This is a genomic window from Streptomyces sp. YS-3 (genome assembly GCF_045257485.1).
GTDB lineage: Bacteria > Actinomycetota > Actinomycetes > Streptomycetales > Streptomycetaceae > Streptomyces.
The window spans coordinates 1-21,562 of record NZ_JBJHPC010000054.1; the positions used below are offsets into that span (position 1 = coordinate 1).

The following is a 21,562-nucleotide window of genomic DNA, read 5'->3' on the forward strand; positions in this document are numbered from 1 at the left end:
GCCCGGAGCGGGCCGTGAGGGGAGGGAGTGTCGCGGCACAGGATTCAGCCAAGCCGCTCGTGGGAGGGGATTCCAGAGGGCGGGGTGTGCCCTCGGTGTGCCTGCGAGGCAACGGCCGCGGCTGGTGCGGTGTCGTGGAGGAACGTGTGGCGGATGAGCACCTCCAGATCGGCAGTGGTGAACGCGGCCTCCGATGAGGGGTGTTCCGTTCGATCCAGAAGGGTGCGGGCCGCGCTGCGCGTCACGTGCACGACGGCGGGCAGCGGGGAGTCGGCTCGCGCGGAGGACGGCGGTTCGGCGCGGGCGAGCAGCCGCAGCGCGTTGGCCGGGGCTCCCTGCGTCGCCTGCTGGGCGGCGAGCAGCACCAGCACCCAGAGACCCACTTCGCGGTCGTGGTCGTGGGCCAGGACACCGGCCCTCAGTGCCGCGAGGTAGGCCGTCTGCGCGCGTGCCTGATCACCGAGTTCGTAGGCGAGCAGGCCGCTGAGACATGCGGCGCGGGCGGTGGCCGCCATCAGGCGTGTGCCCAACTCCGGCCCGTAGCCCGCCGTGTGGAGCAGTTCGGTGACCACGCACAGCTCGGCGTCCGCCAGCACCCGGCCCGTTGCGGGTGTCTCGGTGCGGCACAGCTGCCTGAGCTGGTCGTGGCGGGCCTCCAGAGCGGTGACGGTGGCGTCGGCCGGCCGCCGGCCCGGGCGTTCCGGCGGCGAGAGGGGTGTACGGGACGTCTCCTGCCAGTGGGTGATCAGTCGCTCCACGGAGTCCGCACAGACGGTGAAGTGGCCGTCGTCGGGCGCCTGCGGGGTGCGGGAGAGGGCGCGCAGGGAGCGCAGGGCCTCCTCGGCGGTCCAGGGAGCGCAGAGCGGCACGGGGGAGCCGCCAGCGAGGTGCAGCCAGTGAGGCCAGCCCAGGCGCAGTACGTCCGAGCGGGGCACACCGTGGAGGCGGGCGATCGTGAACTGTGCGGTCAGTTCGGGGATGACCTTTCCCGATTCCCAGCGTGCGATCTTCTCGCGGCGGGCTGCCATGGTGCCGTAGCCGAGTTCGGCGTGCTTGCGGGCGACGAGCTGGGCGTATCCGGCGTGGGAGAGGCCTTCCCTGCTGCGCAGTGAGGACAGCGGGTGGGTGAGAGGGCTCTTGTGTGTGGGGCACATGGCAGGCGCATCCCATGGGGAGAGGGAGGGGGGCGAGCTGCTGGGGGAATGTGTTCGTCCCGGCCGGTCGGCAACTCGTGTCTACGAGACTGGCAGTGGCCCGGTGGCCGTGTCCCTACGGTCACCACCACAGACTCGTACGAGGTCGGCACCCGCTGCGGGGCTTCGGTACCGAAGGCGGACCACCTGGCGGCCACTGGCAGGCGTGTGCACCGACCGTGTGGCCGACCGCTGTACCCGGGCGGCATGCACACCGGCTCCCCGTACGGTCATGGACGGCTGAAGGCGATGGACACGGTCCAGATACCCGTCGGCTTCAAGGGTGCGCATCTTGACAGCTCAGTGGCTGCCGGCCCCTGCCACCTGCGGGGCGTCCGGCGACTTGGGGGCGCTACCCGTCAGGAGCAGCGGGCTGAGCCCCTGCCGCTTCACCCCGAGCTTGCGATAGGCGCTGGAGAGGTGGAATTCCACGTTGCGGACGGTCACGCAGAGGTCCCGGGCGATCTGCCGGTTCGTGGCCCCGCCCGCCGCGGCGAGCGCGATCTGGTGCTCCTGCGGGGTGAGGCCAAGGGGAGCGCTGCCCCGCCTGCTCCTGCGCCGTCCTCCGCCGATCTGGGCGAGAAGCTGCTCCCCGCGCCGCACCAGCGGCTCGGCGCCGCAGGCGGACGCCAGGGCGATCGCCTTCTCCGCAGTGGCGCGTGTCTCGTCGCCCGCGCTATGCGCCTGGAGCGCAGCCAGGTCGAGGAGTGCCGTGGCGTGGCCGAGGCGGTGCGGGGAGGCGGCCAGACGCGCGATCGCCGTCGTCAGCAGCTCCTGTCCCTTGTCGTTGCCCAGGACTGTGGCCAGCGTGTGCTGGGCGACACCGACGACGCGGTCGGTGCCCCAGGTGAGAGCCAGCGCCAGATCCTGCTCGGCCAGCTCACGGGCCCGCTCGCGCTGCCCGAGCGCCGTGTGGGCGGCAGCGGCCAGCGAGCGCCACGGCAGAATCGCGGGATTGCGCATCTGCCACGCCGCCGCCCGTCGGCCGCACTCCTCCAGAGCGTCCACGGCGCCCCGCGCATCCCCTTCTGCCAGGAGCAGCCGGCCACGCGTGCAGAGCAGCGCCGTGTACTCCAGCATCTCCGGCACGTCGTCCGCCCCGCGCAGGTGGTGAGCCAGGAGTTCGCGCGCCCGGTCCGGCAGCCCGCGCGATACGAGCACGTCGGCGAACCAGATGGCGCAGGTCACGGCGCAGTGATCACCGCGTATGTCGAGTCCGTAGTCCTCGAAAGACGCCAGCGCCGTGGCGAAACGGCGGGTGGCCTCGTGCAGGTCTCCCTCGTGCACGGCCTTGAGACCATGGGCCATCGCCATGATGGCCATGGCCCGGGGCCATCCGCTTCCCTCGGCGATCCGGTCGCCGACCGCGAACACCTCGTCGATGGCGGCGGAGGCGTCGGTTCGGGCCAGGGCGAACAGCGTGTAGTAGGAGGGCGGCCGGAAGAAGTTGTGATCGGCGCTCAGGATCGCCTCACGGGTGCAGCGCACCACTTTCTCGCGCTCTACTCCGCGCCAGGCGGCCATGGTGGCCACCATCCCCTGCTGGGCGCGGCGCAGCGCGAGGTCCCCGAGAACGGGCCGCTCCATGCGCTCCATGCGGCCCAGCGCGGTGGGCACGGTGGGCAGCCGCAGAAACTCCGGCATCATCGCCGCCGCCTCCAGCCGCCAGGTCAGGTCGGGGTCCTCGTCGCCGAGGTCGGCGATGGCGGTGTCGGCGATCTGCGAGGCCTCGTCGTGGGCCGACACCATGCACAGCGCCGGTACGAGCTTGAGTGCCGCCTGCGCGGCCTGCCGGGCGTCGGCGGCGGTGTCCAGCGCCGTGCGCAGGTGGCGGATGCCGTCGTGGGGTGCATACGACAGCTCGGCCGTGCCCAGGTCGCACAGCATGGCGCTGCGCTCACACGGCGCCGACGGCTGCTTGAGTGCGTGGCGCAGATACGTGGCCGCGATGTCCGGGGCGCCCCGCCCCGCCGCGAGCTTCGCCGCGCTGCGCAGCTCTTCGCACGCCCAGGGCGCGGTGGAGGACCCGGAACGCAGCAGGTGCGCGGCGACCTGCTCGGACGGGGCGTGGGCGGCGTGCAGCAGGTGCGCCGCTCGCCCATGCGCGGTCAGTCGTGCGCCGACCGGGATGCTGTCGAGGACGGTGGTGCGGACGAAGGAGTGGGTGAATCCGAGCGGGTGGGAGTTGGGGACCACGGACATCGCCGCGAGGGTGTCCAGGGCACGCGCGGCCTGGACATGCTCCAGGCCCGCGAGGTCGGCGGCGATGTCGAACTCGGCGCCGTCACCGAGGACGGCCACGGCGTGGGCCAGCGCTTCGGTGTCGGGACAGGCCCGAAAGCGTGCGCGCAGGCGGGCCGCCACGGCTGGGGAGCCGAGCCTGCGCACCTCGACCGCGCCGAGCGCGTCCAGGGGAGTGCCCGATTGCTTGAGTACGCGCAGCAGCTCGGTCAGCAGGAAGGGGTTGCCCCGGGTCACCTCGGTACAAGCCGCGACGACCTCCGTGTCCGCATGTCCGGTCGACCGGTGCACGACCGCGGCCACCGCCTCGCCGCTGAGGGGGGCGAGCCTGACTTCGCGGGCCTGACCGGTCAGGGCGAGAAGAGGGGCCTCCGCGTAGGGCCGCTCGCCGTCCGTGGTGGAGAGCAGCACGGTGACCGGGTGGTCGGCGAGGCGCTGGGCGGCGTAGGCGAGGAAGCGCATCGACGGGGCGTCGGCGGCGTGGGCGTCGTCCACGGCGAGGAGGAGGGCGGAGCGCTCGGCGAGCTTGGCGATGAGCCTGAACAGTGCGTGATGGGTGGTGTACGTACTGGTGCGGCGGATGTCGGGGGAGGCCTCGTCCAGTACGAGCCGCGCCGGGGGGCCCGCCAGCTCCAGCAGGGCCAGGCGGGTGGGTTCGTCGGTCTTGGCGAGGAGGTCGGCGAACAGGCGGCGGACCACCCCGAAGGAGAAGTCGCGCTCCAGCGGAGCGCCGCACGCGCTGCCGACGAGGACCGGGACGCCGAAACGCGTACCCGTGAGGGCGTGGATGAGTGATGTCTTGCCGATGCCCGACTCGCCGGTGAGGTGGACCAGGGAGGGGTGGCCGACCGCGGACGCGACGACGGTATCGCGCAGGACGCGCAGTTCCGCCTCGCGTCCCGCGAGCGGGGACGCTCCGTGCCGGGACTCCGGCGCCGTACGACTGCCTGTGTGCGACATACGAGAAATACCTTTCCTCGCCGTCCGGCCGGTGTGCCGCGTAGGGCGGTACCGGTCCGGCGGTGGGTCCTCGGCCGGCGGACGTCGCCCGTCTACGGGAGAAGGCGATGGCCGGGAGGTGCCAGGCTGCTCGATACGCTCAGGGGTGAGGCGGGTGGAGGCGCCTGGAGGGGGGTGGACCACGCGGTGAAGGCCTTACGGCGATGCGTACGGCACGGGGACCACACGAACCACCATGACCCACGGGTGCCGGCCGGGGGATCCGCCCGGCGTCGGCTTCGGCCCCCGCCACCCGGCGGGGGTAAGGACCCGTTCCTCACGCGGCGGCCCACGGGGTTGCGGCCTAGAGTCGGATCCGTGGCAGCGGAACGGGAAGACCGAGCGATCCGCGTGGTCGTCGTCGATGACGAGCAGCTGGTCCGTTCAGGCCTGCGGATGATCCTGGCCGCGGCGCCGGACATCGACGTGGTCGCGGACTGCTGCGGCGGCCAGGCCGTGGACACCGTCCTCGCGCAGCGGCCCGACGTGGTGATGCTGGACATCCGGATGCCGGACGTCGACGGGCTGACCGTGCTGAACCAGCTCACCGCCGCCCTGGGGGAGCGGCTGCCCGCTGTGACCATGCTGACCACGTTCGACACGGACGAGTACCTCGCCACAGCCTTGCGTGCCGGAGCGTCCGGCTTCCTGCTCAAAGACACCGAGCCCGAACAGCTCGCCCAGGCCGTGCGCGTGCTGGCCGCCGGCGGCAGCACGCTCGATCCCACGGTGGCCCGCACGGTCATCGGGGGATACGTGCAGGGGGCAGGGGACGCCGGACAGGCGAGGCGGGCAGTGGAAGGGCTCACCGACCGCGAACGCGAGGTGCTCGTCCTGCTCGGACGGGGACTCTCGAACGCGGAGATCGCCTCCGGTCTGCACCTCGCCCACGGCACCGTCAAGGACCATGTCAGTGCGCTGCTGGGGAAGCTGGGCGGCCTCAACCGGGTGCAGGCGGCCGTCGTCGCGGAGCGGGCGGGACTGGTGGACGGCCGCCTGGATGAGCCCCGGCGCCCCGTATGACGCTCACTCCCGCACAGTGGCGCCTGCTGTACATCCTGGGACCGGTGGTGCTGGCTGTCGGTGACACCTTCATCACGGAAGTCAAGCTGAGCCCGCTGGAGCAGACGTTGTCCGTAGGGGCGGGGCTGGCGCTGCTCGCCCGACTGCGTATGCCGGTCACCACGCTGCTCGTCACCCTGCCGGGCCAGTTCGCGGGCAGCGCCTGGCTGGCAGCACTGATCGCCCTGTATACCGTCAGCCGCCTCAGACCGAGCCGCCTGCTGCTGACGACCTGCGCCCTGCTCGTGACCGCCGCCGAGATCCTGCCCAACCCGCTGGAAGCCAAGGCGCTGGCGGAGAGACTGACCAGCATGTTCTGGCTTGAGCAGAAGCTGGGGGCACCCATCGCCGCGATCGCGCTGGGGCGCGCGGTCGCACTGCGCTGCGAGCTCACGGCGCGGCTGAAGGAACTCACCGAGGGGCGCAGCAGGGAGGACCGTCTGCTGGCCGAGCAGGTACTGGCCACGGAGCGCACGCAGCTCGCCCGGGAGATGCACGACGTCGTCGCCCACCAGGTGAGCCTCATCAGCTTGCAGGCCGGGGCGCTGCGCATGAGCACGCCGGACTCCGCGTCGCGGGAAGCCGCCGACACCATCCGGACGCTTGCCGTGAGGACCCTGGAGGAACTGCGGCACATGGTCGGCGTGCTGCGGGCCGCGGGCGCGGGCTCCGCGCAGCGCAGACCCCAGCCGCGCCTCTCGGACCTTCCACGGCTCATCGCCGAGAGCGCGGTGGATGTCGAGGCGGACCTCGGCTACAAGGAGTGCGAGTCGTGTCCGGAAGGCGTGGAGAGGGCCGTTTTCCGGATCGTGCAGGAGGCCTTGACCAACGTCCGCAAGCACGCCCCGGGGGCCACGGCCCGGGTCCGCGTGCGGTGCGCGGGTCATGAGCTGAGGGTGGAGATCCGCAACACCGCGGCCGTGGCCGGCGCCGCTCCGCTGGACCTGCCCAGCGGCGGGCACGGCCTCATCGGCCTGAGCGAGCGGGTGCACCTGCTGGGGGGTTTCTTCAGTGCGGGGCCGGACAACGCTGGTGGGTACGTGGTCAGCGCCACGATCCCCATCCCCTCGGGATAATCCTATGACGGTCAGCTCAAATCATGGCCCCCATGCTCTTCGTCTGGGGTATGACGCCGAAAGCAGCGACCGGTTGAACCTGGGGTCCACCGACTGGTGGACACGGTTGGGAAGGCCGCCGGCTACAGGGTAGTGGCTTCAGCCGCCAGGGGGCTCAGCGCGGTAGGCGGGTGTCTTCGTGGTGGGACCGCTGAGGGGTCCGGTGGTGCGCCGGCACGGTACGCCGCTTGCAGAGCGCGATGACGGCAGCCGCAGTGATGAGGACCGCTGCGGTCGCCGCGGCGAGTGTCAGGGGCCGGTGCGCGGCGAGCTGCGGGAGGTCGCGTCTGGATGCGGACACGGCGCCGGCAAAGGCACCGACCAAGCCGAAGTAAGTGGTGGTCATGAGCCAGCGATGCAGCCCGATGCGATGCCTCAGCGCCGCCCACATCGCGGCGGTCAGCGTCACGAGGGTCAACGCGGAGAGGCCGTGTATTGCGGTGAAGTGGCCAGGATGGAGATCGGTGATGAAAAACGAACTCAGAGCAGTCCAGTACATGTCCACGACCCAGATGCGCCCCAGCAGCCGGTGCAACTGGGCGCCCTTTGCGGATGCTACGAGTTGCCAGCCACCCAGTATCAGAGCGAGGGAGGCGCCGACGGCGTGTGCGGCGATCAGAACATTGGCCATAACACTGTTATAGTCGCAGTTGTGACCATGGACAACCCCGGCACCGGGCCGGACGAACTCACCGGCCGACTCATCGACGAGGCGGGCCGCCTGCTCGCCGCGCACGGCCCCGAAGGCCTGTCCTTGCGTAAGCTCGCCGCCGCCACCGGCACGTCGACGATGAGCGTCTACACCCGCTTCGGCGGAAAGCCGCAACTGCTCGCGGCCATGCACCGCGAGGCTCTGAGGCGCCTGGGAGCCGCACTCGACGAGGCGTCCACCGGTGCTTCCGGGTCCCTGGAACAGCTCGCCGGGCTCGGCCACGCCTACCGCAGGGCCGCGCTGGCCAGCAGCACGCTGTACGCGATGATGTTCGGCCCTCCGGCACCCGGCTTCGAACCGGTGGCCGAGGACGAGGCGGCAGCGCGGGCCACCTATCAACCCCTCATCGACGGCATCCGCCGTTGCGTCGAGGACGGGTTGATGGCGGGTGACGCGGAACGGATCGCCGTGCACCTGTGGGCGGTCCTGCACGGGATGGTCGGCCTGGAGCTCGCCGGTCGGCTGCCCGTCCCGGCCGACGCCGTCGAGCAGGCTTATGAGGAGGCGCTCGTCTTCGCCGCCGCACCCTTCCTGGTGGATCCTGCCGCCCGTCCCCACAGGCGCCGCCGGGCAAGGTGAGAACGTCCGGCCAATCGCGATGTGTCCGGCCATGTCGAGGTCACGTTCCCTCAACTGCACCGGGCTACGGCGTTGGTGAGGGGGGCGCCCTCCTGGCTCCCGGGGCGCGGCCTTCTCGCGGCGAGCAGCCTGGTGCCATAGCCGAGTGTGGTGTGTCTGCGGGTGATGATCTCGGCTTATCTGGCGTGGGAGAGGCCCGGCCTGGTTCTCTTGGGTACTCGCCGGGGCCCGGCGGCCGTGACGCAGATGCACCTCGCTCCACGGCCTTGTCACCCACCTTCGAGGCGGCGTGCTGAGGGCTGGATACCCAGGTCGAGCACGCGCCCCAGCCCCGGCCCGCAGCTTCGCCGGCTTCCTGCACGAGACCTCGACGCGGTCGCCGTCGGACTCACCCTCCATTAGTTCAGGCGTTGTCGAGGGTAATGTGAAGCGGATGAAGGCGAGCAACCAACCCATATACGGGCTTCGTTGCTCTCCTCCGCCTCCTCCGTTTCCGACTCTCGACCCGGCCATGAACTCCACAGAATCGGTGCTGTTGGTGATCTCTGTGCCACCGGACGCTGACAGGAGGTTGCTGTCAGCCCATCACCGACATGGTTGCTGTCGTTTCCTGCAGAGTGAGTTCTGATCCGGCCACTTCATGGCGTAATGGTTAGAATGGAAACGAGGAAGCACCTGCCTCCTGAACTTTCCGTGCCTGCGGCAAGGTGTGAGTCTCCAACCGGGAATCTTTGCCGTCGGGCGTCAGGATCACCACGAGGAGATGGTGAGAATGCCGCGTCAATCCTCAGGAGCAGAAACCGGACCCTCGGGGCGTGACCCTGAAAGTGCGGTGGCCGAAAAAATACCCGACGGGCTGGCCGCGGACCTGTCTGTCCGCCAGGCGCGCACCGGGCGGAAGCGTGATTTCAACCCCGATGTTCCTGTTGTTCTCGATGGAGAAGTGGTCGAGGACCTTGAGCGTATGAACACGGAAGTGGCGCGCCCCTTGTACATGACGCGTCTCATCTATGATTCTTCTCTGGCTTTGGGAGCCTTCACCAACCGTGATGCAATGCTCGCGGAGGCACGCCGTATGAGCGCCGATGCCGAGGAGAAGTCGATGGAGGCGGCGTTCGAGGCGGTCTGTACGCAGCCACCTGACTCCCTGCCTACCCAAGTTTGTTTCTTCGAGGACGTCGGTGAGCAGGGCGACGTGAAGTGTGTGGACGCGGGACTGGGATACCCGGACTTGAGTAAGGTGCACAGAGGTTTTCTGGGGACGCAGGACTGGATTTTTGTCATCTCCTCCCTCAGTCAGTGCCGGTTTGACGTGTCGCTCTTTGATCTCCTCCAATGGCACGGAGACGAGTTCTTCCAGCCCAAGGGATGCAACACCCCTGATCTGAACCGCTTCCGCTGGAACGACCTCGCGGTTTCGATCGCAAACTGGGGTACCTGAGTCCTCGTGGGTGATCCGCAGACAGTCTGCCGCTGACCGGGCCCGGGCGAACCGGCGGGATTGGATTCCTGCGCGGTGTCCGGGCGGGACAGCAGATCGGGGGAGTACCCACGGTTCAAGAAGAAGGTCCAGGCCGCGGCTGACATGGACCCGGTCGTCCGGGCCGGCCCCGTGTTACGTGCTGGGCACCCGCAAAGCAGCCGACGACACTGGCAGGAGATCCGTGGCTGCCCGGAGGTCTCGTTCCCAGACGCCGTGGAGGTAGGCCCTCCCTGCTTTCCCTCTCCCGCTTTCCCTCATTACCGCTGGTCGCCGACTCCTTGGTGGGCTGGGCGACCGATCGTGCGGCTCCGATGGGTGGATGAGATCGGCGCAGGCCCGCGGGTACGACGCTGCCATGCAGGGACCAGGTGTCGATCGTGAGCGACCACGTAGGAATCGCCACGTCCGGCCCGGGGCGCGCGTGGTCACTGACTGGTCTTCACGCTCGGGCGGTGGGTGAAGGCGCCGCGGTAGGCGGCCGGCGTCATGCCGATCTGGCGGCTCAGGTGCTGGCGGAGCGACTCCCCGGAGCCGAGGCCGCTGCGGCGGGCCACATGGTCGACGGTGAGATCGGTGGTCTCCAGTAGCTCGCGGGCCCGCAGCAGCCGCTGCTGGAGCAGCCATTGGAACGGGGTCACGCCCGTCTCGGTCGTGAAGCGCCGCGTCAGGGTCCGCACACTGATCTTGGCCTGACCGGCCAGGTCGTTCAAAGAGATCGGCTGGTCCAAATGTCGCAGTGCCCAGATGCGGGCCACGTCCAATGAGGAGTCGGTCCTGGCTGGCAGTGGAGTCTGCACGAACTGCGCCTGTCCGCCATGGCGCACAGGGGTGACGACGGCGGCGCGGGCCGCGGCGTTGGCCACGGCCGCGCCGTAGTCGGAGCTGATCAGGTGCAGGCACAGGTCGATCCCGGCGGCCGAGCCCGCACCGGTGACGATCGGTCCGTCCTCGGCGAACAACCGGTCGGCGTCCACGCGCACCGAAGGGAAGGCGCGCTGCAGTTCCTCGGCCAGGGCCCAGTGGGTGGTTGCAGTACGGCCGTCGAGGAGCCCGGCCTGGGCGAGAACGAAGGCGCCGCTGCAGATCGAGGCAATGCGCTTGCCCGCCTCGGCCGCCTTTCGCAGGGCGTCCAGTGCGGCCGGCTCGGCGTCGTGCCGACTGGCGGTTGAGGGGACGATCACGGTGTCCGCCGCCGCGACTGCCTGAAGGCCGTGCCGGATCACCACCTCGATGCCGCCGGAGGCGGCGAGCGTGCCCGGTATGGCGGTGCACACCGTCACCTCATAGCCGGGGCGTCCGCCGACTTCGGCGGCGCCGAGCAGCACCGACGGCATGGACAGGTCGAAGGGCTTGACCGCGGGGACGGCCAGGACGGCGACACGGTGCATGGCTGGATCCTTGGATCTCGTGGCTATCAGGCCACTGATCCTAGCCCGCGGCCACGCGGCAGAGTTGGGCGAGCGAGAGGGCCGCGCGCACCGCGTTTCCGCTTCAGGGAAACGTTCCACCTTTGAGGGAAAACGGAGCCGACATCATGGCTGAATCAATCGTCATCGGAGCAGGCGCGACCGGGATCGCCACCGCCAGGCAATTGGCCGACAGTGGCAAGCGGGTACGCCTCATCACTCGCAGCGGCAGTGGACCTGACCACCACGGCATCGAACGGATCGCCCTGGACGCGGGCCGCACTGGCGAGCTGGCCGAGGCACTGGCCGGAGCGACCACCGTCTTCAACGCCGCCATGACGGCCTACCAGACCTGGCCAGAGACCATGCCGCCGTTGTTCGCTTCCATCCTTGCCGCGACCGAGCGGGCCGGGGCCGACTATGTGATGCTCGGCAACCACTACGGCTATCAGCAGACCACCGGGCCGATCACGGAGCGCACCCCGATGGCCCCGCACACCCGAAAGGGCCGGGTGAGGGCCGAACTGTGGCGGCAGGCCAAGGATGCCCACGACGAAGGGCGGCTGCGGGCCACCGAAGTACGAGCCGGCCAGTACCTGGGCCCAGGCGCGGTGTCCGCGTTCACGTTGCTGGTCGCGCCCCGCGTCCGCGAGGGCGAACTGGCTCTCGTCCACGGCAACCCCGATGCGGCGCACTCGTTTTCGTACACCGAGGACGTCGCGGCGGCGTTGGTGGCGGTCAGCGGCGACGAGCGGGCCTGGGGACGGGCCTGGCATGCCCCGGTCATCACTACGACCCTGCGCCAGGCCGCGACCGACCTCGCCGAAGTCCACGGAGCGCCTGAACCGCGGTTGGAGCCGCTTACCGAACGGGATTTGGCGCTCCTCTCCTTCACCGATCCGTTGTGGCGGGAGTTCGCCGAGATGAGCTACATGTCCGAGCGTCCGTTCGTCGTGGACGACAGCGATATCCGCAACACCTTCGGGCTCAAGTCCTCCACGCTCCGCGAGGCGCTGGCGGCCTGATGTGGCGGTGGGCGGGCTGCGGCTCCCGGCCCGCCCGACGCCTGAGGTTGTCCCGTATGGGGTTGGAGTTATTGGCTGAGGGCGAGGTTGGGGAGGCGGGCGATGCCGACCATGGCCTGTTGGACGCCGTTGCCCTTGAGTCGGCAGGCGCGGGAGATCTTCCAGTTCTTGAGCCGGGACAGGGCGTGTTCTACTCGGGCCCGTGCCTGTCGGTGCACGGCGTTCTCCGCCTCCTGCCGGGGCTGAGTTCTTTCTGTCCTCGGCGTCTGTGGTGCGGGATGAGCAGGCCCGAGCCCCGGTAGCCGCCGTCGGCGATGACCGGTGCACTGTGGCAGGCCCCGGTCGGCGCCGGACTCGGTGAATGCCCGGCAGTCGTTGCGGCTGCCGGGCAGCGGGTGGCCGATGGTCGACGTGATCATGCCCAGTCGAACATGCAAGGCTACAGGAGGAGCCCCGGGAGGCTTGGCGGGGCTGCCGCAATAGATCTGGTGTTCACTGCGGCATTGGCGTGGGGACGTGCAGTCGATTTAGGCTGCGTCGGTTCGTGCCGCTCGCGGCGGCCCATCGACGGAGAGGAAAGCCGATGACGCAGCAGGCTTCGGCGACCGACCCGGCTCCCCGGCGACGCCCTGAGCTGGTCCCGGACCCGGGTGTGGAGGTGGCCCGTGTTGCGGCGGTCCGCCGCTACGACATTCTCGACACTCCGCCCGACGGCGCGTTCGACCGGGTGGCAGCGATGGCCGCCCGTCTCTTCGATGTCCCCGTAGCCACGGTTACGATCGTGGACACCGACCGCATCTGGTTCAAGGCCGCCCACGGCCTGGAGGGCGTCCAGGAGATCGGCCGTGATCCGGGCCTGTGCGGCTCGGCGATTCTGCGCGATGACGCGCTGGTCATTCCCGACACCCTTCGGGATCCCGTGGCGGCGGGCAATCCGCTGGTCGCCGGAGAGATGGGTGTGCGCTTCTACGCCGCCGCACCGATCATCACCCCCGACGGCCACCGGCTGGGTACGGTCAACGTCCTCGACACCAAGCCGCGCTCCATCACCGAGGACGACACCGCCACCCTGGCCGACCTTGCCGCGATCGTGCTGGACGAGATGGAGCTGCGGCTGTCGGCACTGCGCGCACTACGCGACGAGCAGGAACGGCGGGAGGCGGAACGGGCGGCGCGGGAACAGGCGGAGAAGGACAAGGCCGCCATCGCCGCGTTCGCCTCCACCCTCCAGCGCACCCTGCTGCCCCCGGCCCTTCCCGTGGTGCCCGGCCTGGAGCTGGCCTGCCACTATCACACCGCCTCCGCCCACGATGTGGGCGGCGACTTCTACGACGTCTTCCCCGTCGACGGCAGCCGGTGGGCGTTCTTCCTCGGTGACGTGTGCGGCAAGGGCCCCGAGGCGGCGACCGTCACCGCCCTGGCCCGCCACACCCTGCGCGTCGCGGCCCAGATCGACCCGGACCCGGTCACCGTCCTGGGCACGCTCAATACGGCCCTGCTCAGCGACGTCACCGCCGGAAGCCGCTTCTGCACCGCTCTTTTCGGTCTCCTGGCACCCCAGGAGGACGGCGGCTTCACCGTCACACTGGCCGCCGGCGGCCACCCGCCGGCCTACCACCTGCGCCCCGACGACAGCGGCGCCGTCTGGGTCAAGGCGGTCCGGCAGAAGGGCGGCATGCTCGTCGGAGCTTTCCCCCAGGCACACTTCACTCAGGCCACCTTCTCCCTGGCCCCCGGGGAGGGCCTGTTCCTCTATACCGACGGGCTGACCGAAGCCCGCACCACCCAGGGCGCCATGCTCGGCGAGGACGGCCTGACCGGCTTCCTCCACCAGCGCATGGGCCCCCTCACCGCCACCGCCCTGATCGAAGACGCCGTCACCTTGCTGGCCTCAATGCCCGAGGGGGCCGGCGACGACGTGGCCCTGCTGGCGCTGTCCGTGCCCGACGCCGAAACCGCACCTGGCACCGGCGTCGCCGCCACCGCCAACACCACCGCCGCACCCGAACACTTCGGCCAGGAGTGATGACCGACGTGACCCACACACTTCACCTGGCCGTCCAGCATCCCCAGCCCGGCCTCGCCATTGCCACGATCGTCGGGGATGTGGACGTGCACACCGCGCCCACCCTGCGCTCCAAAGGCCTGGAGATCATCCAGCAAGGACACCCGCGCCTGACCCTCGACCTGGCACAGGTCGGCTTCTGCGACTCCGCCGGCCTCAGCGCCATCATCGGCATCTGGCACGCCGCTCAGGAAGCGGGCGGCTCACTCAGCCTCGCCGCTGTCCCCGACCGCCTGATGCGTATGCTCAGCATGACCGGCGTTGACTCACTCCTGCCTGTCCATGCAACAACCGCCGACGCAGTCGCCGCCATGACTGACAGCCAGCCCCCTTCTCCCAACGGGTGAACAACTCCGTCCAGCCCCCTGTGGCGACATACCGCACCTGTCGACGGTGAAGCGATAGGTCGGCTTGGGCTGCCGGACCACCACCTTGTGCGGCGATCCGCATCATGCGCCGGACGCGCCGTCGCCTCGGCGCCATGGCAGGTGACACGCGCTGCCTCAATCCCGACGCGGGCCCGGATCTAGAACGAGACTGGGGAGGGAACGGGTCCAGCCGCTCCTCTCGGCGAGCGAGACGGCGACAGACATGACCAGTCCGTTGCCGCCGAAGCAGTTGTTGGAAGCCGTTTGCGCGATCTGATGGGCGCTGTAGTGGTCACCCGCCAGCGTGCGGCGACGATGCAGGTGGCGTTGGGTGCCGCGCGGTACTTTTCGGGACCCGGGGGGATCGTTCCCGCGTGCGTGGCCGGTACGCAGAGCATGGCGAGCGCGACGGCCGGGGGCGTACCAGGGACGGCTGGAGGGCTCAGACCAAGATGATCGGCCTGTCCAGAGCCGCGATGTTCTTGGCGATGTCGATGAGTTGTTGGTCAGTGGAGACCTGCTGGGCACTGTCGCCGATGCCATGGGAATTGCCGGTCAGCTCGCCGACGACGGGACGGCCTGGAGGACGCCTCCCAGGTCTGCCGGGCCGTCGGCTGATGCTGGGGCGGCGGCTAAGGCGCCGGCTAGGGCAGTAGCGCTCAGAGCGTGACAGAACATCTTGGTCATACTCCGGCAACGAGCCTGACAGGAAGAGGATACGGCGCAATGCGGGCTTGAGCTCCGGGGAGCCAAGGGTGGAGCGCGGGGCGGATGTTCCGTCACGTGTGTCCTGAACCTGAAAGGGGGTTGATCGTGCCGCGTACCGCCCTCTGCGTGTCGTCGGGTAAATGCGTTGCGGTGCGGGGGACTGGGAGCCGACAGTGGGCGGATGGATGACGGGGGCTGGGTCAGGATGGCGACGGGTGAGGACGCGCCCGCGGTGTGCGCGTTGCTGAACGCGGTGGACGAGATTGAGATCGGCGTGCCGGAGACCGCGCTGAAGGAGGTCGAGGAGGACCTCGCCACTGCGCGCCAGGCGTGGGTGGCCGTCGAGGCCGGGCGCACCGTGGCGTACGCGGCGGTCCTCGACGCGGGCGCGGACGGGTCCGTCGACATCGACCATTACGTCTTGCCCGACCACCAGGACGCGGGCCTGCGGTTACTGGGCCTGGTTGAGGCGAGCTCGCGCGAGCTCGCCGCTGGGGCGGGCGCGAGCGAGGCCGTGGTCCACCTGCACCTCAATGTGGCCCCCACCCTCGACACCGCGCTGCTCACCGGGCGCGGCTGGCGCACGGTGCGCCGCCACCATGTGCTGACCCGCCCGGTCTCACCGGACACCGACCCGGTCCCGGACCCGCCCGCCGGGGTGCTGCTGCGTCCGTGCGCCGATGAGGCCGACCGCCGTGCCGCCCACCGCCTGCACCAGGAGACCTTCGCCCGCCACTTCGACTTCCGCCCGCAGGGGTACGAGGAGTGGCTGGGCCGCATCGCCCCGGCTGCCGGTACGGACTGGTCCCTGGTGTGGATCGCGGCCGTCGACGGCCTCGGGGACGCGGCGGTCCTGGTCACCCGCGACGACCGCGAGGGCATGGGCTGGATCCGCACCCTGGGCGTCCTGGAACAGGCCCGAGGCCGCGGCATCGGCAGCCATCTGCTTCGCCACGCCTTTGCGGTGTACGCGTGGCGCGGCCGTGACACGGTCGGCCTGGGCGTCGACACCGAAAACGTGACGGGAGCACTGCGGCTGTACGAAGCCCACGGCATGGGCGTGCATTATGCGGTGGACACTTGGGAGCTGCGGCTGGGGGTGTGAGGGCCCGTGGTGGCGGTGCCCAGCTCAACCTCCGGACCGTCACCGGGGACCCGAAGGTTCTCAGCGTCGGCACGGACGTCCCCTACCTGACCACACCGGGATGGTTCCGGACTCTTCATCACCCGCAGCGCGGACAAAGGCACCGTCGTCTCCATGCGCGCCGGCCGCTGACCGAATGGGGCCGGTACACGGCAGCAGTCTCAAGGACCGGCTACTCGATCGACCATGACTGCAGTGGCTGCTGGTCCCTGTGACTTGGCGGAGGGTGAGCGAACTCCCTGGGACAGTGCCTGGTAGCCCGCAGGGCTGGCCGTGCCCCCACAAGTTCAGGCCTCGACGTCCGCCAACCCGACGGCACTTGCGTTCCCCAACAGTTCTGGCGCCGGCTTCGTTCACTTGGAAGGGGTTGGCTTCTCCGGCTTCCTCGCGGTGTACGCATCAAGGGCTCGCTTCAGGCACGCGGCGGTGAAGCCGGGGAGGCGCTTGACCGTTCCCCGCCTAGCCCGCCTTGATCCGTACCCGGAGTCCCCGCCTGGCCGCCGCGCGCAGCACGGGGCCGGTACGAGGTGAACCGGAACGCCCTTTGGTGCATCAACTGGTTCAAGTTGTGGCGCGGCATGCGGACCGGGAAGCTCGCTCGTGCCTGTCGGACCGCGCTCCATCGTGTGGCGATCCTCGTGTGGGCCCGGCGCGGCCACCAGCACTGTCAGCCCCTGAAGGTCCGTCCTGCGTTGCCGGGCAGGAACAGCTCGGTGGCTTCCTCGTCCAGGCCCAGTTGGCCGAGGCCTGGCCGGGGGTGATCATAAGGTAGTTGGTACCGAACAGGATCTTGCTGCGGCCCCGGCCGCGCAGGTAGTCGACCAGCTCACGCGGGTAGCGGACCCCAGACGAGAGAAGACCGTGCATGGACTGGTCCTGCCGCCACCGGCAGCCCCCATGACCGCAGAAGCCCTCCCCTCCCGCTGGCCCACGGCCACGCAGAACGTCGAACTCCTGCACGGCGTAGTCGTCTTCACCGGCTCCTTCGGCGGGCGTGACCTGGAGACGGCACAGCGCACCTACCCAAGCCGCCGCCCGATGCTGAGCGCTGACGGCGGCCTGGAGGTACATCCGGCCGGACCGGGAGCCCCCATACCGCTCAGGAGCCGGACAACCGCAGCGCCCGAGCCGGAGGGGGGCGTCTTAAGGGGTGCTGCCCTCAGTCGGCAGCGGGGCGCTTGTCTTCAGGTGGGCCATGGCGTGGTCGCGTTCGTCGGGATGGCGGGCGAGGCGGGCCATCACCCATGCGGTTCGAGCGTCCATCCCCTCGCCGAAGTCGGCGGCCAGGTGCCGCGCCTGCCGTGTCGTGCGCGGTGCGGGCACGACCGGGCGAGCGGAAATTGGACCCGGGTGCTTCTGGTCACTGTCCGGCCCGTTCCGCTTGGACAGTCTTCGGGGCCGGGATCGGCGGTGTTCGGATCGGTCACGACCGCGAGTCTGGCGACGACCACATCACTGGCGAGGGTCATTTCGGCCGGAGGTCATCGATACGAGCGTCCTCGAGCTCGACGGTTGACGCCCGCCACGTGTAGCGGCAAAGGCAAAGGCCCTCCCCTTGGGAGTGGATCTCGACTACCACCGACCGGTGGGCGGTACGCGCTGTGCTGACGTGCGATGGGCTGCCTTCGCCAGTGAAGGTGGTGGCGCCGACAAAAGTACCTACGGTCGAAGGGTGTTTCCGGTAATTTGCGAGCTGGTCACCCGTCGAGGAAGCGCCGAAGGAGGGGGGCTCTGATGGAACGGGCTCGCGGGTGGACCTTCCTGACGAACCATGCCCGTGTGCTGTTGGCTCTCGCGCGGGACCCTTCCGCGCGCCTGCGTGACATCGCCGCGGCCTGTCACATCACCGAACGCAGGACGCAGGACATCATCGCGGCTCTGGAAGAGGCCGGCTATCTCAGCCGTGAGCGCAAGGGACGGCGCACGCAGTACAAGCTCCATCTGGACGTCGCATTCCGTCATCCAGCAGAGGCCCACCTGCCAGTCCGCAGCCTGCTAGTGCTCTTCGCCTCTGACGACAGCGAGTGCTGAAGACCCTACAACTCTCGGTAACCGCATGCCGCATCAGCTCAGCCGCGAGTCATTTTTCAGCCTCTTCGTGTCATCTCGGCTGAAGACAAGGGCACCGGAGGGCCAGAACGAGCACGCCTTCTCCAGCGAACCGTTCGCGTTCTGGGTGTTGCTGCGAGTCGTCCAGCAGGTGCTGGTGTAGTGCTTGCTATCGATCGGCCCCAGCATGCCGCAATGCGCCGCGGCGCCAACATCTGTGTCGAGAGCGCCGTTGTTCCAAACCCTCAGGCAGCCAGCCGGTGACCTCGTTGCGCCCGGTGACATCTTCGGATTCCTGCGCCGATGTGGAGACGGCCATGCGCAGCACTGGAACCGGAGCCGCTGCCAGCGTCTCGGAACTCGTAGCCACCCTGCCGCTCGAGCAGGCCGGTCGGGCTCTCCATGAGGGTACGCGTCGCCGGCCGATCCGTATCTCACTTGGGGAAGTATCCGGGAAACCGTGTTCTGGCGTTGAGGAACTCGATTCCGAGAATCTCTCCCCTTTGAGACAGGTCAACCACCAGAACCGTGTCTCCGTTTTTGTTCGTGACGGAGAATTGTTTGACCGCTTCGCCTTCACAGATGTTCTTGAAGTAGAGGTAGGCGGTGTCCACTTCTTCGTCGACTTCCAGCCGCGGGTATGAATCCTGCATTCTACTTGTTTCCCATCGGGGGACGCGATTGTGCCGCCCCCTCCCAGGGGCGGCACAGTAATTCATGGATTGCAATCGACGATCACGGACGCCACAGGGTGACGACGTATCCGTTGTCGTTGCAGATCACTATGAGCTTACGCCCGGTGTATTTCCACGTCCCGTCGCTCTGCTTCCGGGCCTTGCCGCACGTCGAGTACACCAGGTTTTCAACCTCGTCGGACGAAATGCGGCGTTCAGCCATCCGCTGTTGCGCGTGATAGCTGTAGCCCGTGACGATGCACGGGCCGCCGGCGGGCAGCTGATACAGAGAGCCCTCACCTGAGTGCGCGGTGTGAATGGCAGCTCTGCCTGTGGCTTGCGCACCGCCCGCAGTAAGCATTGCTCCGGACGAGAGTGCGGCAGTAAGGGCGAGGAGGGCAGTGACTGCCCTGACGTTCTTGCGCAGCGACATGCCACCCTCCTCAGACGTCATACTCGAAGAGGTAGACGCTGGCGATTGAACCCGGGTGGGCCCAGCTGAAACTCTTTCGGTCGTTCTTGGGGCACGCCGCCCTGCTGAATTCCGTGTTCCCGCTGGCGAATATCGCCTTCACCTTGGCGCACCTGCCGTTCGCGCTGGTGTCTTCCACCCACCCCGAGACTTGGATCTTCCCGTCGTGGCAGGAGAGCTCCCAGTGGGCTCGGGCACCGCTGGTCGACGGGTTTCGCACCTCTCCACAACCGCCGAGCACGGCGGAGGACGTGTCCGAAGGAGCGGGTGTGGCAGTGGCCGCAGGGGCGGTGAGTAAGCCTCCGGCCACTGCGACAGCACTCACTGCCAAAGCAGCTTTACGTCGGATCGCCATACGAACTCCTTGAGTCGAACTGTGACTTGAAGGGACTGTTCGCGTGCAGAGACACTCAACCGTCTCTGCCTTGGACATGCCACGTAAGAATGAGTCAAGTTCGCGCCCCTATGGCGGTCGGGACCGCAGGGCGGTTACAGCGCCTGTAGAGCTGGGCGGATACGTGCGCGGGCACTGGGGAATCGAAAATACCGGCCACCATGTCAAATATGTGGCGTTCGGCGAGGACACACCTCCACCGTCCACACCGGTAGCGCGCCTTGGGTGATGGCCGCCTTGCGGCACCTGGCCATAGGCAGGCTGCGGCTGCTGGGAGCGTCAACATCGCCAAGACCACCCGAGCGATCCGGGAAGCATCCGAACACGCCCTCTGAATCTGAGGCATCGCCGACAGCCCGCTCCTACCGGGAACTTGAAGCCGCCCTGGGACCTGGTCACGGACGAAAGGCGGTCCTTCTGCCGTCGGTGTCCGCGCTCGCGGGGGCAGCCCCGTCGCGTACGTCGACGTTGGGCACCATCGTTACGGTTGCCGCGCCCGTCCGGCTGGTCACCGCCCGGATCGTCACCGCAGTGAACCAGTCGGCCGGCACCGGCGCCGCTCGTGCCGTGCGGGTCCTGCCTGCCGGTGCAGCACACGCACGCTGTACGACAGTGCCTGCCCCGCACGGCACGGTCGGGACCCCAGGTCCCTTTCGTCAGGACCCGCTGGGTGTCCAGGGACGGCTACCGCCAGGCCCTCGCAGCCCTGGTCCCGGAGCGTGCCGGTGACCGGTTGGGCCCCCTGTCGCCCCGGCGTCGCGGTCACCGGGCCGCCCGGCCCAACCGGCACATCGACGCACACCATTGCGGAAGCGATCGAGTCGCGGACCCCCGCCCTGCGCGAACTCAGCTGGTGCGCCTTCCCTGGCACGGACCCGAGCGACCAGCCCAGCGCGCTCGAAGCCAGCCGGGCACAGCGGCGCCGCCAGGCCGCCGCCACCGAGGCAGCTGCGCTGCGCCGGGCCGAACGCGCTCAAAGGGGTCGGCCGTGAAACAGCACCCGCGCAGCCGCCGGTAGCGCAGCGCACGGCGTAGCTGGCACCGTGCCGGAACCACGATGCCCACAAGCGCGTTTCTGATATAGCAGAAGCTGCACGGACGACGCGCGGTGGTGAACCGACGACGATATGGTGGCGGTCGGGGCGAGGGGGAGCCGTTGTGTCACAGGGGTGGAAGATCACGGTTATCGCGCTGGCAGTGGTCGGTGTTCTGTCCACACCGCTGATCTGGCTGCTGGACAGTCCTGGGGCGGGACAGCTGGCCGGAGGCACCGTTCAGGCCGCTGTCGGTATCGCTGCCTTGGTTTGGGCTCTGTTTCAGAGATCGCCCTCTGGCGGACCCATGGATAGGGCCGTCCGGACTGGCAAGGCCGGCCGCGGTGGCACCACCGGCATCCGGCGGCCTGGCGGCCGGGGACGTGGCTCGGCTGTGACTGAGCGGACGGGAGAGGCAAGCGGCCCCAACTCGGTCTCCGGCATCGACTACACGGACTAGGCCGTACTCGTGGCGAAGGCATCATCAGGTACATCCATGGACGAGCCCGAGCCGCCAGTGACTGTGGCGGACACTGGTAACGCCGAGGCCGCCGGCGATGAGGTGGCCGTGACCGGCTACCGCGGCCCGGTCCTGGGAAGCGGCCCTCTTGAGTTCCCCGCCTCAGTACGGCTGTCTCGCACCGGGGATGCGGTGGCCAAGAACGGCGGAACTGCCATCAGCGGCTACGTTGACAGGCTGACTGTGCAGTACGCGCCGCGGGAGCCGGTTTCCTGGCCGCATCAGGTCGGTGTGATCCCGTCGCCCGCACGGTCCTTCCAGCACCGCGCTGAGGCAGCCCGGTTGCGGGCAGCGGTCGAGGGCGGGGGCACGGCAGTGC

At 69.1% G+C, this 21,562-nt stretch carries 15 protein-coding genes and 2 pseudogenes; 10 read left to right on the forward strand and 7 right to left on the reverse strand.

Annotated features, from left to right (window positions below):
- Positions 1 to 44: 44 nt before the first annotated feature.
- Both ACJA3G_RS07820 and ACJA3G_RS07825 read right to left on the reverse strand, forming a co-directional pair.
- A complete protein-coding gene (locus tag ACJA3G_RS07820; RefSeq protein WP_406552144.1) occupies positions 45 to 1,154 on the reverse strand; it encodes a hypothetical protein in 1,110 nt (369 codons plus the stop codon).
- 339 nt (positions 1,155 to 1,493) lie between these two features.
- Complete coding sequence (locus ACJA3G_RS07825; RefSeq protein ID WP_406552145.1) at positions 1,494 to 4,394, reverse strand: AAA family ATPase; 2,901 nt, start codon at positions 4,392 to 4,394, stop codon at positions 1,494 to 1,496.
- Between the two features lie 357 nt (positions 4,395 to 4,751).
- Here ACJA3G_RS07825 and ACJA3G_RS07830 point away from each other — a divergent pair, with 357 nt between their 5' ends.
- Both ACJA3G_RS07830 and ACJA3G_RS07835 read left to right on the forward strand, forming a co-directional pair.
- Positions 4,752 to 5,456 carry a response regulator gene (locus tag ACJA3G_RS07830; protein WP_406552146.1) on the forward strand — a complete coding sequence of 235 codons (705 nt, stop codon included), beginning with the start codon at positions 4,752 to 4,754 and terminating at the stop codon, positions 5,454 to 5,456.
- On the forward strand, positions 5,453 to 6,571 hold the full coding sequence (locus ACJA3G_RS07835) for a sensor histidine kinase (RefSeq protein WP_406552147.1): 1,119 nt from the start codon (positions 5,453 to 5,455) through the stop codon (positions 6,569 to 6,571). The genes ACJA3G_RS07830 and ACJA3G_RS07835 overlap by 4 nt, the downstream gene beginning before the upstream one ends.
- Positions 6,572 to 6,725: 154 nt before the next feature.
- Here ACJA3G_RS07835 and ACJA3G_RS07840 read toward each other — a convergent pair whose 3' ends face one another.
- Positions 6,726 to 7,241: a DUF2306 domain-containing protein gene (locus ACJA3G_RS07840; RefSeq protein WP_406552148.1), complete on the reverse strand. Its 516-nt coding sequence runs from the start codon at positions 7,239 to 7,241 to the stop codon at positions 6,726 to 6,728.
- 27 nt (positions 7,242 to 7,268) lie between these two features.
- Here ACJA3G_RS07840 and ACJA3G_RS07845 point away from each other — a divergent pair, with 27 nt between their 5' ends.
- Together ACJA3G_RS07845 and ACJA3G_RS07850 are read left to right on the forward strand one after the other, a co-directional pair.
- On the forward strand, positions 7,269 to 7,901 hold the full coding sequence (locus tag ACJA3G_RS07845; RefSeq protein ID WP_406552158.1) for a TetR-like C-terminal domain-containing protein: 633 nt from the start codon (positions 7,269 to 7,271) through the stop codon (positions 7,899 to 7,901).
- A 772-nt stretch (positions 7,902 to 8,673) separates the two neighbouring features.
- Complete coding sequence (locus tag ACJA3G_RS07850; RefSeq protein WP_406552149.1) at positions 8,674 to 9,342, forward strand: hypothetical protein; 669 nt, start codon at positions 8,674 to 8,676, stop codon at positions 9,340 to 9,342.
- A gap of 467 nt (positions 9,343 to 9,809) precedes the next feature.
- Here ACJA3G_RS07850 and ACJA3G_RS07855 read toward each other — a convergent pair whose 3' ends face one another.
- Positions 9,810 to 10,772 (reverse strand): GlxA family transcriptional regulator, encoded by a 963-nt coding sequence (locus tag ACJA3G_RS07855; RefSeq protein ID WP_406552150.1) that lies wholly within the window; start codon positions 10,770 to 10,772, stop codon positions 9,810 to 9,812.
- Positions 10,773 to 10,918: 146 nt separating this feature from the next.
- Here ACJA3G_RS07855 and ACJA3G_RS07860 point away from each other — a divergent pair, with 146 nt between their 5' ends.
- Complete coding sequence (locus ACJA3G_RS07860; RefSeq protein ID WP_406552151.1) at positions 10,919 to 11,815, forward strand: NAD-dependent epimerase/dehydratase family protein; 897 nt, start codon at positions 10,919 to 10,921, stop codon at positions 11,813 to 11,815.
- Positions 11,816 to 11,883: 68 nt separating this feature from the next.
- Here ACJA3G_RS07860 and ACJA3G_RS07865 read toward each other — a convergent pair.
- Positions 11,884 to 12,219 (reverse strand): annotated as a pseudogene (locus ACJA3G_RS07865) (transposase family protein); the annotation flags it as partial.
- 179 nt (positions 12,220 to 12,398) lie between these two features.
- Between ACJA3G_RS07865 and ACJA3G_RS07870 the strand changes: the two are divergent.
- The 4 genes from ACJA3G_RS07870 (at position 12,399) to ACJA3G_RS07885 (ending at position 18,131) form a co-directional block, all read left to right on the forward strand.
- Positions 12,399 to 13,841 (forward strand): PP2C family protein-serine/threonine phosphatase, encoded by a 1,443-nt coding sequence (locus tag ACJA3G_RS07870; protein WP_406552152.1) that lies wholly within the window; start codon positions 12,399 to 12,401, stop codon positions 13,839 to 13,841.
- Positions 13,841 to 14,227: an STAS domain-containing protein gene (locus ACJA3G_RS07875; RefSeq protein ID WP_406552153.1), complete on the forward strand. Its 387-nt coding sequence runs from the start codon at positions 13,841 to 13,843 to the stop codon at positions 14,225 to 14,227. Before ACJA3G_RS07870 ends, ACJA3G_RS07875 begins: the two co-directional genes overlap by 1 nt.
- Positions 14,228 to 15,137: 910 nt before the next feature.
- Complete coding sequence (locus ACJA3G_RS07880; RefSeq protein ID WP_406552154.1) at positions 15,138 to 16,061, forward strand: GNAT family N-acetyltransferase; 924 nt, start codon at positions 15,138 to 15,140, stop codon at positions 16,059 to 16,061.
- 1,773 nt (positions 16,062 to 17,834) lie between these two features.
- The gene (locus ACJA3G_RS07885; protein ID WP_406552155.1) at positions 17,835 to 18,131 is read left to right on the forward strand and encodes a helix-turn-helix transcriptional regulator; all 297 of its coding nucleotides are present in this window, start codon (positions 17,835 to 17,837) and stop codon (positions 18,129 to 18,131) included.
- 452 nt (positions 18,132 to 18,583) lie between these two features.
- Here the strand turns inward: ACJA3G_RS07885 and ACJA3G_RS07890 are convergent, their stop codons facing one another.
- Positions 18,584 to 18,802: a DUF2283 domain-containing protein gene (locus tag ACJA3G_RS07890; protein ID WP_406552156.1), complete on the reverse strand. Its 219-nt coding sequence runs from the start codon at positions 18,800 to 18,802 to the stop codon at positions 18,584 to 18,586.
- A gap of 82 nt (positions 18,803 to 18,884) precedes the next feature.
- Positions 18,885 to 19,256, reverse strand: a complete 372-nt coding sequence (locus tag ACJA3G_RS07895; RefSeq protein WP_406552157.1) for a DUF4258 domain-containing protein — start codon at positions 19,254 to 19,256, stop codon at positions 18,885 to 18,887.
- Between the two features lie 1,963 nt (positions 19,257 to 21,219).
- On the opposite strand from ACJA3G_RS07895, the pseudogene ACJA3G_RS07900 reads away from it, so the two are divergent.
- Positions 21,220 to 21,562: pseudogene (locus ACJA3G_RS07900) on the forward strand (tetratricopeptide repeat protein); the annotation flags it as partial.